This is a genomic window from Hominimerdicola alba, assembly GCF_900112155.1.
GTDB classification, from domain to species: Bacteria; Bacillota; Clostridia; order Oscillospirales; family Ruminococcaceae; genus Hominimerdicola; species Hominimerdicola alba_D.
Genome location: NZ_FOKQ01000017.1, coordinates 1 through 15,446 on the forward strand (window position 1 = coordinate 1; position 15,446 = coordinate 15,446).

The window sequence follows — 15,446 nt, forward strand, 5'->3', positions numbered from 1 at the left end:
TTACGCCGTCAATGTCAAGACGTGGGAACCCATATGACAATGCTTTAGCAGAAAATTTCTTTTCTATACTCAAAACCGAATGCATTTACAGGACGAAGATAAAGACATTTGATGAAGCACGGCAGCTCATTGATGATTACATCTACTTTTACAATCACCAGCGTATTCAACTCAAAACAAAACTGACTCCGCTTGAATTGCGAAGCCAGTTCGTTGCTTGATTTAATTATCCATAGGGGCTTTTTTGTGCTGTACGCACAAAGTGGTTCGGTTCAGTACAGGGCGTGGGTTTTAGATTTACCGCCTACCATGCCGCTCAGAAGTTCGGCGTGACAGGCTGGGTGAAAAATCTTTACGACGGCACTGTTGAGGCTGAATTTGAAGGCACTGAAGCCGATGTGGACAGTACACTTATGGAAATAGATAACGGCACATTTATACGCATTGAAAGCATGGATGTAGAGCGTATCCCTCCTGAGGGCGACTCCATGTTTATAGTACGATGAAAACGGAGTAGACGAACCATGAAAAAGATAAACATCAATAAACTAAACAGCAAAGTAGCAGAGCAGAGCGGATTCATCGCTGAATGTAATGAAAAGTACGAAAAGAAACTCCGCCGTGCAGCTGAAAGGATAGCTGACGAACACCGCGAGCGTCCCATAATCCTTCTTGCAGGTCCTTCGGGCTCGGGCAAGACCACCACGGCGCTTAAAATAGATAATATGCTGGATGATATGGGCATACATACCCATACCATATCAATGGACGACTATTTTCTGCCCAAGGGCTTTTTTGAGCACGTTGTAAACGAGGACGGCTCGCCCGATTATGAATCTCCCATGCGGATAGATATCAACAAGCTCAATGAGCATATGGAGAAGATATCACGCTGTGAGGAAGTAATGATACCTAAATTCAATTTTGCTGAACAGTCATCTTCCGACGGCTTCCTGTTCAAGCGCGGCAAGGACGATATCATCGTTTTTGAGGGCATACACGCTCTCAATCCGCAGGTAACAGGCGGTGCAGGGGAGTTTGCAAGATGTATGTACGTCAGCGTCCGCACCCGTATCGAACTGAGCAGCGGTGCGCTGGTTCATCCCTCGATGATAAGGCTCATGCGCAGACTTATCCGCGATGAAAGGTCGAGAGGAAGAGGTCCCGCTGAGACTTTTGATATGTTCAAGAACGTTTCCCGCGGTGAGGAGAGGTTCATACTGCCTTTCAAGTACCGCGCAGAGGAAGAAAAGGAATTCTCGCTGGATACCTATATAGGCTATGAGCCCGCCGCATATAAGGGACTTCTGCTGGATAAAATGAGAGATGCCAGCAAGACCTACAAGGACTTCGACAAGTACAAGAGCATACTTGGTCTGCTAGAGGAAGTTGACCCCATAGATACCGACCTCATCGGCAAGGATACCCTTGTCAGGGAATTCCTCGGCGGAAGTATATATACCGATTAGGAGAAACATTATGATAGGTAAACTGCTTTCACGCGAGGAATGTGCAAAATGCAGGCTCTGCTGCTGTTTTGACAGCTATGACCTCTGGGAGACTCCCGTGATAGAAAAAAGCACCCGCCAGAGTATACTAGATGATTTCAAGCCCGATCAGGATTTTCTCGATCTTGAAGATCACAGCCTGCTGAAAATGCAGAAAGAGCCCGACAGGGACTTGTATTACTGCTCGCTGCTGGATCATGAAAAGGGCTGTATCATGGGCACCGAAAAGCCTTTCGACTGCCGCATATGGCCTTTCAGGGTGATGGACTTGAACGGCACAAGGGTCATAGCACTTTCAACGGTGTGTCCCGTTGTGCAGACAAGACCCCTGTGCGAGATACAGGCGGTGGCTAAGGAGCTTGCACCACAGATATTCGCGTATGCGGACAGAGCACCGTTCGCGGTGAAAAAATATATCAGCGGCTATCCCATAATGGTCGCGGAGGAGTGTTGAAAATGACAGAAATAGATGTTGCCTGCCCTATGTGCGGGGACATTAACCGTATAGACAGCGGTCTCACCGCTGCGGTATGCCAGAGCTGCGGCGCGGCTTTTGCCGTACCAATGCAGAAAGCGGAGGTGTTTATCCCCGAAGAACAGCCTGTAAATAACGGTCCCGAGTTTGCCATGCGTGCAGGTGTGCTTGAAAAGTATAACGGCAGTGACCCTGTGGTGTACGTCCCCGAGGGTGTTACCGCCATCGGCGCACAGGCTTTCAAGGACTGCGTTAACGTTCACAGGGTAGTTCTGCCTGAGGGCTGTACCGAGATACAGAGCGCAGGCAATGGTATGTGGGGCGCGTTTTTCGGATGTACTTCCCTTGAAGTGGTGGATATTCCCCAGACTCTCACAAGGATAGGCTCAAACGCTTTTAACGGCTGTGTAAAGCTTTCGGCTATGGATATCCCCGATTCAGTCACCCAGATAGGCGCAGGGGCTTTCAACGGCTGTTCCGAGCTTGCTTCGGTCAAGCTGCCAAAGGCTATCCACGAGCTTGCAAATGATATATTCCGCGGCTGTGTGTCCCTGACCACCATCAAGCTACACGGCAATATCAAGAACATCGGCAGCTATGCCTTTGCCGACTGCCGTGAGCTTCGTGCCCTGACTATCCCACCGGGAATAAAGACCATCGGTGCTTACGCATTTTCGGGCTGTTTCGGTCTCACGGAGATTCTTCTCCCCGGCACGGTGATATCCCTAGGTGCTTCCGCCTTTGCCGAATGCCGCAATCTTTCGGTGATAACCGTTCCCGCTTCCATCGAAACTTTCGAGAACGACGGCTCAGGTGTAAGGACATTTGCTGGATGCAGTGCCCTCAGAAATGTGAATATGGGCAAGCTTCCCTATAATTATATGGACGTTTTTGCCACAACACCGTGGCTCGACCAGTTCCTTGTAAAACAGGGACTTTGCCGACACTGCGGCGGACATTTCAAGGGCGTTTTCAAAAAGACCTGCGAAGCCTGCGGTCTGCCCAAGGATTACTGATATGGATATAAGAATCGAGCTTGAAGCTGTTGCTGATAAGGAATACCGCGATTTCCAGAGCAAGCTTCTGCCCAATGTGCCGAAGGAGATATTCTTAGGCGTGCGTACCCCCGATATCAGGAAACTTGCGAAAAAGCTGATAAAAAGCGGTGAAGCCGACAGATTTCTTTCTGCCGTGCCTCATGAGCTTTTTGACGAAAATCAGCTCCATTCGCTGACTATCACCGAGATAAAGGACATTGACAAAGCACTGGAAGAAACTGATAAATTTCTGCCATACGTCGATAACTGGGCGACCTGCGACCAGCTGAATCCCAGAAGCTTCAAAGGCAGGCAGAAGGAACTTCTGCCCCATATAAAGCGCTGGATAAACAGCGGAAAGTGCTATACTACCCGATTTGGCATGAAAATGCTGATGATGCACTATCTGGGTGAACACTTCAAGCATGAGTATCTTGAATGGGTAGCTTCGGTGCAGTCGGAGGAATACTACGTAAAAATGATGCAGGCATGGTTCTTTGCCGAAGCGCTTGCACAGCAGTATGATGCCGCGCTATCCTATATCACCGAAGCGAAACTCAGCCCGTGGGTCAGCAATAAAGCCATTCAAAAGGCGAAAGAGAGCCTGAAGATACCCGAGGACAGAAAGACTTATCTTTCGGGCTTTAAGCGGAAAATGCCCAAATAGACCTTATTTCGGGGCATCATTTTTCTGCAAAAATGACATTGACAATCCCGCAGGGATATGTTAAAATGATAACAATAAAACAAGTAAGGCAAGGACGCTGTAATAAATTATTACAGCGTCTTTTTATATTTTTACGGAGGTGAGGTAAAATGACAGCTACAATAAAAGTACTGCTGGCGGAGAGTGATTCCGCCAGGCTGAAAAGGTATAAGTCCATGTCATTGTGGCGCGAGCTTGGTATGACGGCAGAGCAGACAGCTATGACTACCCACGAAGCACTTGCTGCACTTGAAAGCGGCAGTATAGGTATAGTTGTGATAACAGACCGTCCCCCCGAGACCGATGCAGCTGTTATACTAAGAAAATGCACCGAAAAGGGCATAGCAGCCGTTGTGATAGTCCCCCGCACAGAGGGCGCAGGTGTAGGCAGATATTTCTCCATGGGTGCCTGTGATGTCATCGCAGAACCGCCCTCCCGCAGCAGACTTCGCCGCGCTGTAATGAGAGCACGGTGTATCGCAGCAAAGGGCAAGCCGGGTGAAGAGTACTGCCGTGCAGCCGAAAAGGCATTCGCTGTTCTCGACAGGGGAAATGCAGGCTTCATATCAAAGCTCCGCGATTTCATCGCACACAGCGAGGGCGAAACAGCCACCACAGGCTCAGCCGCTGAGTATTTCAGCTTCAACCGCGATTACTTCGGCAAGCTGTTCAAGCAGGAAACAGGAATGACCTTCAACAGCTTCTACAATAAATTCCGCATAGAATACGCAAAAGAGCTCCTCGGATCAGGAAAGCTCCGTGTATGCGAGATAAGCGAACTTCTGGGCTTCTCGTCCGTTGACTATTTCACAGGCGTATTCAGAAAGCAGACAGGTCTTACCCCAACCCATTACCGTGAGATCACAGCACTCCGGTAAATAAAAATAAACGAGCCCCGTGCCGCAAGCAGGGACTCGTTTTGCTGTATCAGATTATAAATTTTTTCGCCTTATTGACGATGCTCCTGTCATTCTCGTAAGCGAGGACCTGATTGCAGCGGTCGATCTCGACCCAGCGTATCTCGGATATCTCGTCTTCCTGAGGGCGGTAATCGGTATTTTTTGCCTTGCCGATGAAGTATACCACGATCTTCTGGGTATCCTTGCGCGGCGAATAAGACACTATCTCACGGAACGTGGTGTCAAGGTTGACTTCAATGCCCGTCTCCTCGAAGATCTCGCGCTTTGCGGTCTCCTCCTCGGTCTCATCACCCTCAACATGGCCTTTAGGGAAAGACCAGTGTCCGCTGTTGATGTGCTTTATCAGCAATATTTCCGTGTTGCCATGGTACTTGCGGTACACAATAGCGCCACAGGATTTTTCATGCAGCATTATTATAGCATCCTTCCTTTGCGAGCCTGCCCATGCAGCAATAGGACAGCTCCTTAGATATATCAAATTAATTATATCACATTTGCCCTTATTTGTCTATACCTATCGGCAAAATTGTCATAAAAAAATCCGAAATTGCAAGCAAAAAGCCGACAGCACAGGCGAGTTTCCGCGTGCTGTCGGCTTAATATTTTGTTGGATTCAAAGAGCCTTTCGCCCCGTTATTTCAGGGTGATATAAGGTGTCCAGTATGCCTGATCGTATATATCAGTGAACTTGTAAGTCAGCCTTACGCTGCCGTCGCCGATATCGGTATCGCTGAGTTTCAGCGCACCCTTTACAGTTATCTGCTCGCCCAGCTTATAGCTGTCCTGATATACGCCGTCGTAGCTGTAATAATCGCAGAGCAGATCGATGGTGTCGCCGTCCTTGATCTCTATCTCGCCCTTTGCGATGGTATCGGTCTCGCCCTCAACATAAGCATCAGTCGCACCGATGACCTCACCGTTGGGGTTCTCATCGGTGAATTTCAGTATAAGATCAACTCTGTCATCGTTGAGAAGAGCAGGAACATAGCCTGTGGTGATGTAATCATCCTCGCCGTTTTCCACTGTATCGGTGTGATAGTATGCCGCAGGCTGACCGTTGATGGAGAGCCATGTCTTGTCGGTGTCGGCAACAAGCTTGCCGTCCTCAAAGCTGTACATATTATCAAGACCAAGGTCGATATATCCGTTTCCGTCATCGTAGAAAAGGTTCAGGTCGAGGCTCTGTACCAGTGACCACTGATTCTCGGGAAGCTCCATAAGGTGCTTGCCGTCCTTTTCTTCCCATACCAGATTGTTTACATCGAAATAATTCAGCGAGAGATATTCCGAAGCGTCGCTGTCAGATATGGTAGATTCGTTCATGAAATCGGTGTTGCTTCTGTCAAGACCGTCAATGCTCTTGCCAGAACCGCCAAGGAAGGCGCCCAGAAGATCGCCGATGATGTCAGCACTTCCGCTTGAACCGCTGCTGCCGCTGCCAAAGAGGGAGCCAAGAGGTGAACCTGTGCCGCCCGCAGCTATCTGACCGCTGGTCTCAAGCTTTGCAAACTGGCGTATGCACTTGCTGTATTCGTCGCCCATGCCGATAGCGCTGTAGGTGCTGCAAGCCGAGTCAACAAAAGATGTTCTCTTATAAGGGAAGTATATGGAAACACCGTAAGCATTTGTCATGCTGGCAGATGTTCTGTTGTACTTTATAGCACCTTTGAGCGCATCACAGAGCGCCTTGCCCTCGGAAGTTCCCACCTTGTCCGCAAGATCCACCAGATCAACCTGATCTATCTTTGAGCTCTTTGCAAATTCGCGGGTGTTGTTTCTTGCTGTTGATACTGATTTATAGTCCTTAGCAGTTATCTTTCCGCTTACGGAAGTTGCAAAAGCGGAAAGCTTTGAAGGTACTGTATTGGAAAATTCAGCCAGGTCGATGACAGAAAGTGTGGTCTGTGAGCTGGGGCACTTCTTGCCGCAGGCTGCCACAAAATCATCGACTATATTCTTGCCCATTTCGATAGTGGGTATAGATGTATTCTCGCCCAACTTTGAGAGCCAGTTGGTGTAGTACCAGCCGATACCGGGCTCGGTCTCTTCGGAAGCTATCATATAGTCGGCGTGCTGACCCAGCATGAGAGCTGTCTCAGCAGTAGCCATAAGGCAGGCATCAAAGCCGATGAAATCGAACTTTACACCGCCGTCTTTAAGCGCCTTGTTTATGCCAGCAAGATCCATGGAACCCGATGACTTGTTCTTTTCATCGTAGCCGTAACCGCTGACAGATCCGCCGCCGTGATCCCAAAGGATAAGCTCGTTTCTGTTCGCAGGAAAATTCTTGCTGCAATACTTTATAAAGGATGAAAGATTGTTGGGGTCGGTCATGGGCTTTGAACCGTCGTCCTTTTTAAGAACTTTCAGTCCGCCGTCCTTTACCTGATATATCTGGTTGACATCGCTGCTGACACCCTTTGTCTTCCAGCTCTTGCAGCCGCCTGTGTATACTATGACATTTACGTTGTCGCCGTACTTTGAAGCAGCCATCTCAGCAAGGTCGGAAGAAGCCATACCGTACTTGGATTCAAGGTCGGTGCCGCACATATATATCATTAGTGTAACATCGTCCTTGCCGTCACCCTTTATTGAGGTGTACTTTGCGCGGGAACCCTCAGCTACCGTGGTATCCAGTTCTGTGCTGTTGTACGCGGTGAATCCCGAAGTGTCCACAGCTTCATATCCAGAGGGTGAGCCGCTGCCACCGTTTGAAGTGCTGCCGCCCTTTCCGCCTGTCAGCAGATTGAATACTACTATCGCAATAACTATCAGCAGCGAACCACCGCCGCCAAGTGCCGCACGGCTGGGACCTCCGCCCGAGGAACTACCTCCGCCGCTGCCCGAACCTACAGGACCACTGCCGAGACCGCTGCCGCGCCTGTGAGCGCCGCTTCCGCCCGACTGATAGTTCTTTTGTCTTGCACGGGGACGATTGTTATTATCCATTCAAATTACCTCCCGCTAAAAATATTATATATACTAAATAGTTTACACGATTTTTCTCTTGTTGTCAAGAAATGCAGTTTCCTAAGCCTGCCGATACCCGCAGATACTTCCCGCATTTATCAGATATCACGAAAAGTGCTGATGCTTATATTATGCTGCCAAGAGGTTCGTCAGCAAGTATCTTTCTGCCGTTGTTCTCGGCATACTCGGCAAAGTCATCGAACTTCTTGTTGCCGGTTATGATATTGTAACCGATATCCACCGTAACATCTCCTCTGCCGATACGGTGATAATCCGACCCCAGAACATGGACATATCCATGCTCGATAAGCTTCATGCAGCGCCTTTTCGACATGAATGATGTGAGGGACTTGGCATTTATCTGTCCCAGTACCTCAAGGCGCATAAGCTGTTCAAGGCGCTTCATCGAGGTGAAGTTGAGATATCTTTCGATATGGGCGATAAATACCTTTACATCGCCTCTTTCGGTGATGGAAGCCACACCGTTGATTATCTTGTCATCAAGGTCGGTGTAAGGCATTTCCAGAAGAAGCCAGTTAGTGCCCTCGATGCAAAGCTGAGGGAGCTTCTCATAATTCACCAGGGAATGATCGTAAAGTACCTCAGCACCGAAGTGTATATCGGGGTGCTCGGGTCTCAGATTGGGTTTAAGTTCTTCATAAGCCTTTGTGCGGTTCTCCAGAAAAGACTCCACCGACTGCTCGGTGCAGTAAAAATGGGGAGTCGCCACAATGGTATCGATACCGCCCTTAGCCATGATATCCAGTATCTGCAAGGATTCATCGATACTGCGTGAGCCGTCATCTATTTTTGGCAGAAAATGCGAGTGAAAATCGATCAGCATAGTTTTTCTCCTGTCTATCGGCATAAGCCGTCTGAATATATACAACTTATAAGTATATCACAACTTTGTGTAAAAGTAAAGACGCACGGAAGCATTTTTCCGAATATTCCATGTTTTGAGAACTCAAAGCTCGTAACAAGGCAAAAAAGACACTCCTGCCGGTTGGCTGACAGAAGTGCCTATTATACATTATAAATAATCAGCGGTAATCGCCCCAGAAGAACAGCGCCAATGTGCCGGGACCTGAGTGGGCACCGATAACAGGACCTGTGTACGCCATAACTACCTCGGTATCCTCGCCGAAGATCTCTTTGAGCATCTTTTCAGCGTATTGTGCGTCCTCAATGCAGTCGCCGTGGCTCAGGGTGACTATCTGATTGAGACAGTTGCCCTTGCGCTCTTTTATCATCTGTCCCAGCCTGTTGATGGACTGCTTTCTGCCGCGGACTTTGTCCTGGGGTACAAGATGACCGTCGTTATCCACCGTCAGTACAGGCTTTATGCCAAGCACCGTACCCGCAATAGCCGAAGCACGAGAAACTCTTCCGCCGCGGAACAGGTATTTCAGGTCATCAACCGTGAATACATGGCAGATATGATAACGGTTGACCTCCAGCCAGCTTGCAAGCTGGTCGATATCCATGCCCTCACGCTTTTTCATCTCAGCATATATCAGCAGAAGTCCCTCGCCTGAGGACGCACTCAGCGAATCCACAATAACTATCTTGGCATCGGGATACTGCTCCGCAAGATTGTCTTTGGCTATCAGTGCACTGTTGTAAGTACCGCTGAGTCCCGAAGAAAAAGTGAGATACAGTATATCCCTGCCCTGCTTCAGCTCTTCCTCAAAAGCATCCTGACATACTCCCACGGATATCTGGGAAGTCTTGGTAGAAGCATCCTCACGCATACGTCTGTAAAACTCCTGCATTGAGATATCAGCAGTGGTGTATGGCGTACCGTCTATCTCAAATGTCAGTGGGATTATCTTGCAGTCCATTTTAAGAAGCCTTTCTTCAGGCAGATCACAAGTCGAATCACAGAAAAGGGTATATGGTCTACTCATAACATATCACTCCATTTATATAGTTGTCTCAAAATCGTGAGGGATAGCTGCTTAATTTTATGTAATTATACCACACTTTGAAGTGTAATTCAATAGTTTTTATGAAAATATTTTGACAGCTGTCTGAAAATTTAACACCTGTTTATGTGAAAAATGCATATCGGGATCAATCCCAGGAAATTGGTTTTTATTGATACATACAAAGCGTATGCTGCCGAGGGTAAATGCTATTGACATTTTTGAGAAAATGTGATATTATTTTGATATCACAAAGAGATTATATAGAGTGATAACAATATCAACAGACAGAAGATAATTCAGGAGGCAAAACAATGAAAAACAATATCAATGAATTCTGCACACAGTTCATTACAAACCGCGATGCGCTGAAAAAAGCAGTCCGCTTTGAGAGTTCATTCATCTACCCCGCAGCAGCAAATAAGCTGACAGCCGCAGGTGTCAGCGTAAATGCAGATGAGTTCAAGGAGTGCAAAACGATACTTAAAAAGAGTATCAGCTCCGCCTCGTATCTGCGAGGGCATTCCGAGCTCCCCATACTTACGGAGATGTACCTTTCGGGCGACCCGCAGGGCGCGGCTGAAAGGATCGAGGAGACCTACAGCATATTGAAAAAGCATTTCAGCCGTTCCGAGTATCTGGCATTCCTCGCAATACTGGTCGGTAATAATGCCGATGCAAGGCAGTCCGAGGAGATAGGCACCCGCGCAAAAAGGCTCTACGATATGATGAAGAAAAAGCATCCTTTCCTCACAAACAGTGCCGACAGCACCATGTCGGGATTTATGGCGATGTCGGATAAAAGTGATGAACAGCTCATCACAGACTGCGAAGAATGTTTTGATATACTGAAAAAGACATTCTCCGATAAGGATGCAGTACAGTCCTGCGCACAGCTTTTCTCCATCACCGAGGGCAGTAATCAGGAGAAAGCCCGGAAGATGACTAAGCTGTACAATACCCTGAAAGATGCAGGCAGAAAGTTCGATAAGCATTACGGACTCCCCGTACTCGCCGCAGTTTCCATCTGCGAACGTGACGTTAAAACAATAGCCGATACGATGTTTGAGGTTGACGAGTTCCTTTCAAAGCAGAAAGGCTACGGCATACTAAGCACCGATAAGCGCACAAGACTTCTCCACGCAGCCATGCTGACATTGTCATTCTACTGCGGCAGCGAGAATTCCCAGACATCCACCCTGGCAATGATGGCGGCACAGCAGGCAGCCGAATGTGCAATGATAGCCTGCGTAATAGCAGCTTCAAATGCAGCAGCTGCTTCATCAAACTAACAAGGAAACAACATATAAAAACATAACAGACATAAAGGAGACGATCGTTATGACAGAGAAAATTATTTCGACCAAGAAGAATGGCATGGGAATGATGATGCTTTTCATCATACTCTATATAGTAGCATTCCTCGGTATTCCCGCTTCACCCGCTATCGGCGGCGGCGCAGGTATCCTGATAGGCATTCTTTCAGGACTGTGGATCACTTTCGGCTGGATAGGCTTCATGGGTCTAAAAGTTCTCCGTCCTCAGGAAGCTCTGGTACTCACCCTCTTCGGCAAGTACAAGGGCACTCTCAAGGGCGATGGCTTCTACTGGGTAAACCCCTTCTGCACAGCCGTTAACCCCGCAGCAAGTACCAAGCTTCGTCAGAGCGGCGATGTAAAGAGCGACTCTGCAAAGACTTCCACCACAGCAGGCGGACAGGGCGCTGTAAACCCCGCAACAGGCTATGTAAAGATCGATAAGAGGATATCCCTGAAAATGATGACCCTCGACAACAACAAGCAGAAGATAAATGACTGCCTCGGCAACCCCATCGAGATCGGCATAGCAGTTATCTGGAGAGTTGTTGACACCGCAAAGGCAGTATTCGAAGTAGATAACTATAAGGAGTACCTCTCTCTCCAGTGCGATACCGCACTGAGAAATATCGTAAGGCTCTACCCCTATGATGTTGCACCTAACGTTGATACCACAGGCGACGGCGTTGCCGACGAAGGCAGCCTGAGAGGTTCTTCCGAGATAGTAGCACAGCGTATCCGTGACGAGATACAGGAAAAAGTTAAGAATGCAGGCATCGAGATCATCGAGGCGAGAATCACATACCTTGCCTATGCGCCCGAGATCGCAGCCGCAATGCTCCAGAGACAGCAAGCAAGCGCAGTCGTTGATGCAAGAAAGCTCATAGTAGACGGCGCAGTCGGCATGGTAGAAATGGCACTTGAACAGCTCAGCGAAAAGAACGTCGTTGAACTTGACGACGAGCGCAAGGCTGCAATGGTATCCAATCTGCTGGTAGTTCTCTGCGGCAATCACGATGCACAGCCCGTAGTAAATTCGGGCAGCCTGTACTGATATGGCAGCAAAGAAACAGATACCGCTGCGACTTTCAGAGAAGCTGTATAACGATATAGCTTCCTGGGCAGAAGATGACTTCCGCTCCGTAAACGGGCAGATAGAGTATCTACTGACCGAATGTGTAAAGCAGCGGCGTAAAAACGGCGGCTATGTAGGCAAGGACATAGATGCCCCACCCGATTTAGATGTCGAGGAATTTGAATAAAAAACGGCACACCAGCGGAAACTGCCAAGGAAGAGAGCTTTGGCTCAAGCGTTTCGCGGCAACAAACCTGCGCACTAAACAAACTATGCCGCGAATCAAAGCTTTTGGTCAAGCTTTTCACGAAAAGCTTGCGAAGAGCTCGAGAGGCAGAGCCTCTCGGTCAAGACACCAAAGTGACGTGACAACTGTGCTTTAAATAGCACAACAACCTTCCGACCAAAAAGGCGCGGCAATATTTTCCGCACATAGAAAGAGCGTGGACATTTGTATTGTCCACGCTCGATTTTTTGATATTGCCGCGCCTTTTTGACAGGGGCGGGAGTTCGCTGTTCTCTTATTGTTCGCTGTGCATTTTGGTTTCGTGCCTTGGTGATTGAGGGACTCCGCCCCTCAAACTCCTCGCAAGCTTTTCGCGAAAAGCTTGACCAAAAGCTCTCTTCCTTGGCAGTTTTTCCTCGTTTGCTTACACCCTGCACTTAAAATCCTCATACCCGAAACGCTTAACACTCTCGGTAGATCCGTCAAGTTTTTCCAGATAAATCTCAGGCAATGGCATACCGTTGAATGTGTTGTTCTTGCACATGGAGTATATCGCCATATCGCAGAAAACCAATCTGTCACCTGCTTTCAGGGGCTCGTCAAAAGCGTAGTCGCCAATGATATCACCCGCCAGACAGGTAGGACCTCCAAGGCGGTATACGTGCTTTTTCTCCCCTGCCTTGCCTGCGCCTATTATCTCGGGACGATATGGCATCTCCAAAACATCAGGCATATGGCAGGCAGCAGAGGTGTCCACTATGGCAAACTCGATACCGTTTTTGCCGATGTCAAGTACCTCAGTTACCAGCCAGCCCGCATTCAGCGCACAGGCTTCACCCGGTTCAAGGTATACCTGAACTCCGTACTTCTGCTGGATACCGTCAACTGTTTTGCAAAGCAGGTCAACATCGTAGCCCTCGCGGGTTATATGGTGACCGCCGCCGAGATTCAGCCATTTCATCTGCTTTATGTACTCGCCGAAATGCTCCTCGATGTGGGGCACAGTCCTGGCAAGAACATCAGCACCCTGCTCGCACATGGTGTGGAAATGCAGTCCCTCGATTCCGTCAAGCTCGCCGTTCTCGAAATTCTCGGGTGTGACACCAAGCCTTGAACCCGTAAAACAGGGGTTGTATATGTCAGTGTCTATCTCCGAATACAGAGGATTGCACCTTATGCCGCAGGAAACTTTCCGACTGCTGTTCTTAACAGTGCCGCGGTGGAGCTTCCACTGGGAAAAGCTGTTGAAGATGATGTCGTCGCATATCTTAACCAGCTCAGCCATATCCTCTTTTTTGTAAGCAGGGCTGAAAACGTGGGTCTCTCCGCCGAATTCCTCATGACCCAGCTTTGCTTCAAACAGACCGCTTGCCGTTGTGCCGTCGATATAAGGTCTCATCATCGAGTAAGCCGCATACATCGAGAATGCCTTCTGGGCAAGAAGTATCTTGCACCCCGTCCTCTTGCGGACGGAGAGCAGTATCTCCATATTGTGTTTCAGCGCCTTTTCGCTGACTAGATAGCATGGCGTTCTCAGGGAGTATATATCGCTTTCAAAAGGAAAGTCCATAGCCCCTCCTTACCACGGCTTAACTGTGCCGACTATCTCGGATATGTTGTTTATGCCCTTGTCCTCGCAGAATTTCTGCAAGCCGTCAACTATCTTGACAGGAGCAAACGGGTCGTTGAAAATTGCCGCGCCTACCTGTACAAGGCTGGCACCTGCCATCATTATCTCAACAGCGTCTTCCCATGTGGAAACGCCGCCCATTCCGCATACAGGGATATTTACGGCATTAGCCACCTGCCATACCATTCTGACAGCCACAGGGAATACCGCAGGACCCGAAAGTCCGCCCACGTTGTTCTTCAGTATGGGTCTGCCTGTGTTTATGTCTATCCTCATGCCGAGAAGTGTGTTTATCAGCGATACAGCATCCGCACCGTTAGCCTCAACGCTCTTTGCTATATCCACGATGCTGGTAACATTCGGCGAAAGCTTTACCATAACGGGCTTGTCCGAGTTATCCTTGACAGCCTTTGTTACCTGTCCTGCAATAGTGCAGTCAGTACCGAAAGCCGCACCGCCCTGCTTAACGTTTGGGCAGGAGATATTCAGCTCTATCATGTCGATGTCGCTGCCCTTGAGTTTAGCCGCCAGTTCAGCACATTCCTCAATGGTAGAACCTGCTATATTCGCGATTATGCGTGTATCCTTTGTTACCAGATTGGGCAGTTCGTAGCTGAGGAATTTATCCACACCGCCGTTCTGCAAACCAACGGAATTCAGCATACCCGAGGGAGTCTCAGCAACTCTGGGGGCGGGATTTCCCTCTCTTCTGTGCAGTGTGGTACCCTTTACGGAGATTCCGCCCAGCTTTGAAAGGGGATAAAGACACTCATACTCTCTGCCGTAACCGTATGTACCGCTTGCGGGTACTATCGGGTTCTTGAAATCAACACCGCAGAAATTCACATTCAGCCTGTTCATTCAAAAACCACCTCCTTGCTGTCAAATACAGGACCGTCCTTGCATACGTGAGAATGTATCTCCTTGCCGTCCTTAACTGTTCTGCAGGCGCATACCAGACAAGCACCCACACCGCACGCCATTCTCTGTTCAAGGCTGACCTGACATTCAATACCGTTCTTCTCAGCGATATCCGCTATCCTTTTCAGCATTACCATAGGACCGCAGGCAACGATGATATCGGGCTTTTCCTTAGCTATCTGCTCTTCAAGTGCATCGGTGACAAAGCCCTTTCTGCCTGCCGAACCGTCATCTGTCCAGAGTATAGTCTCCACTCCCGCAGCCTTGAAATCTTCCTGTAAGATAACAGCAGCCATGTTCCTGAAACCGCTTATAGCCACAGCATTTTTGCCGTAAGCCTTGGCGATGCCCACCATTGGGGGAACACCGATACCGCCGCCGACACATATGGCTTTCTTGCCCTCCATCACCTTGAAGCCTTTGCCAAGGGGCGCAATAATGTCTATCAGCTGACCCTTGTTAAGTTCAGCCAGCTTCTCTGTGCCCTTGCCGCGTATCTCGAATACAAGGCGTATAGTGCCCTTGTCCTTGTCGATATCGCATATTGAGATGGGTCTGCGCAGGAAAAATCCCTCCGCTGCCACCTGTGCAAACTGACCTGCCTCAGCAAGTTCAGCCACATCGGGACAAAGCACCTCGATATCGAAAATGCCCTTAGCTAAGGTCTTTTTCGATACTATCTGATATTTACCTTGTTTGTACATTCTACCAACTCCCGTTATAATTTTTGTATC

The 15,446-nt window shown here is 48.7% G+C and carries 16 protein-coding genes and 1 pseudogene; 10 read left to right on the forward strand and 7 right to left on the reverse strand.

Annotated elements, in window-relative coordinates; genetic code table 11:
- The 7 genes and pseudogenes from BM265_RS10320 to BM265_RS10350 all read left to right on the forward strand — a co-directional run.
- Positions 1-221, forward strand: a 221-nt coding sequence (locus BM265_RS10320; RefSeq protein WP_143098710.1) for an IS3 family transposase, incomplete at its 5' end; no start/stop codon positions are given.
- A 57-nt stretch (positions 222-278) separates the two neighbouring features.
- Positions 279-506, forward strand: a pseudogene (locus BM265_RS10325) (acylphosphatase); the annotation flags it as partial.
- A gap of 18 nt (positions 507-524) precedes the next feature.
- The gene (locus tag BM265_RS10330) at positions 525-1,469 is read left to right on the forward strand and encodes a uridine kinase family protein (protein WP_074961560.1); all 945 of its coding nucleotides are present in this window, start codon (positions 525-527) and stop codon (positions 1,467-1,469) included.
- Between the two features lie 10 nt (positions 1,470-1,479).
- A complete protein-coding gene (locus BM265_RS10335; RefSeq protein WP_074961562.1) occupies positions 1,480-1,962 on the forward strand; it encodes a hypothetical protein in 483 nt (160 codons plus the stop codon).
- 2 nt (positions 1,963-1,964) lie between these two features.
- On the forward strand, positions 1,965-2,999 hold the full coding sequence (locus BM265_RS10340; protein WP_074961564.1) for a leucine-rich repeat domain-containing protein: 1,035 nt from the start codon (positions 1,965-1,967) through the stop codon (positions 2,997-2,999).
- A gap of 1 nt (position 3,000) precedes the next feature.
- Complete coding sequence (locus BM265_RS10345) at positions 3,001-3,687, forward strand: DNA alkylation repair protein (protein WP_074961566.1); 687 nt, start codon at positions 3,001-3,003, stop codon at positions 3,685-3,687.
- A 149-nt stretch (positions 3,688-3,836) separates the two neighbouring features.
- Complete coding sequence (locus BM265_RS10350; protein WP_074961569.1) at positions 3,837-4,604, forward strand: AraC family transcriptional regulator; 768 nt, start codon at positions 3,837-3,839, stop codon at positions 4,602-4,604.
- 49 nt (positions 4,605-4,653) lie between these two features.
- On the opposite strand, the gene BM265_RS10355 is transcribed toward BM265_RS10350, so the two are convergent.
- The 4 genes from BM265_RS10355 to BM265_RS10370 form a co-directional block, all read right to left on the reverse strand.
- Entirely contained in the window at positions 4,654-5,058 is a 405-nt protein-coding gene (locus BM265_RS10355) for a bis(5'-nucleosyl)-tetraphosphatase (RefSeq protein WP_024858634.1), read from the reverse strand.
- Between the two features lie 221 nt (positions 5,059-5,279).
- A complete protein-coding gene (locus tag BM265_RS10360) occupies positions 5,280-7,595 on the reverse strand; it encodes a clostripain-related cysteine peptidase (protein ID WP_074961571.1) in 2,316 nt (771 codons plus the stop codon).
- Between the two features lie 145 nt (positions 7,596-7,740).
- Positions 7,741-8,460: a tyrosine-protein phosphatase gene (locus tag BM265_RS10365; RefSeq protein ID WP_074961573.1), complete on the reverse strand. Its 720-nt coding sequence runs from the start codon at positions 8,458-8,460 to the stop codon at positions 7,741-7,743.
- A 199-nt stretch (positions 8,461-8,659) separates the two neighbouring features.
- Positions 8,660-9,526, reverse strand: coding sequence for a DegV family protein (locus BM265_RS10370; RefSeq protein ID WP_074961575.1), 867 nt, complete (start codon positions 9,524-9,526; stop codon positions 8,660-8,662).
- A 332-nt stretch (positions 9,527-9,858) separates the two neighbouring features.
- On the opposite strand from BM265_RS10370, the gene BM265_RS10375 reads away from it, so the two are divergent.
- Genes BM265_RS10375 through BM265_RS10385 form a run of 3 tightly spaced genes read left to right on the forward strand, consistent with a single transcriptional unit; the run spans position 9,859 to position 12,122 of the window.
- The gene (locus BM265_RS10375; protein ID WP_074961577.1) at positions 9,859-10,836 is read left to right on the forward strand and encodes a DUF4003 family protein; all 978 of its coding nucleotides are present in this window, start codon (positions 9,859-9,861) and stop codon (positions 10,834-10,836) included.
- 49 nt (positions 10,837-10,885) lie between these two features.
- The gene (locus tag BM265_RS10380) at positions 10,886-11,914 is read left to right on the forward strand and encodes an SPFH domain-containing protein (protein WP_074961579.1); all 1,029 of its coding nucleotides are present in this window, start codon (positions 10,886-10,888) and stop codon (positions 11,912-11,914) included.
- A 1-nt stretch (position 11,915) separates the two neighbouring features.
- Entirely contained in the window at positions 11,916-12,122 is a 207-nt protein-coding gene (locus BM265_RS10385; RefSeq protein WP_024858667.1) for a type II toxin-antitoxin system antitoxin, read from the forward strand.
- Positions 12,123-12,585: 463 nt separating this feature from the next.
- Here BM265_RS10385 and nspC read toward each other — a convergent pair whose 3' ends face one another.
- The 3 genes from nspC to BM265_RS10405 are packed head-to-tail and all read right to left on the reverse strand — an operon-like array spanning position 12,586 to position 15,416.
- Entirely contained in the window at positions 12,586-13,731 is a 1,146-nt protein-coding gene (nspC, locus tag BM265_RS10395) for a carboxynorspermidine decarboxylase (RefSeq protein WP_074961582.1), read from the reverse strand.
- 9 nt (positions 13,732-13,740) lie between these two features.
- Positions 13,741-14,652: a dihydroorotate dehydrogenase gene (locus BM265_RS10400; RefSeq protein WP_074832830.1), complete on the reverse strand. Its 912-nt coding sequence runs from the start codon at positions 14,650-14,652 to the stop codon at positions 13,741-13,743.
- Complete coding sequence (locus tag BM265_RS10405) at positions 14,649-15,416, reverse strand: dihydroorotate dehydrogenase electron transfer subunit (RefSeq protein ID WP_074961585.1); 768 nt, start codon at positions 15,414-15,416, stop codon at positions 14,649-14,651. Before BM265_RS10405 ends, BM265_RS10400 begins: the two co-directional genes overlap by 4 nt.
- Between the last annotated feature and the right edge of the window lie 30 nt (positions 15,417-15,446).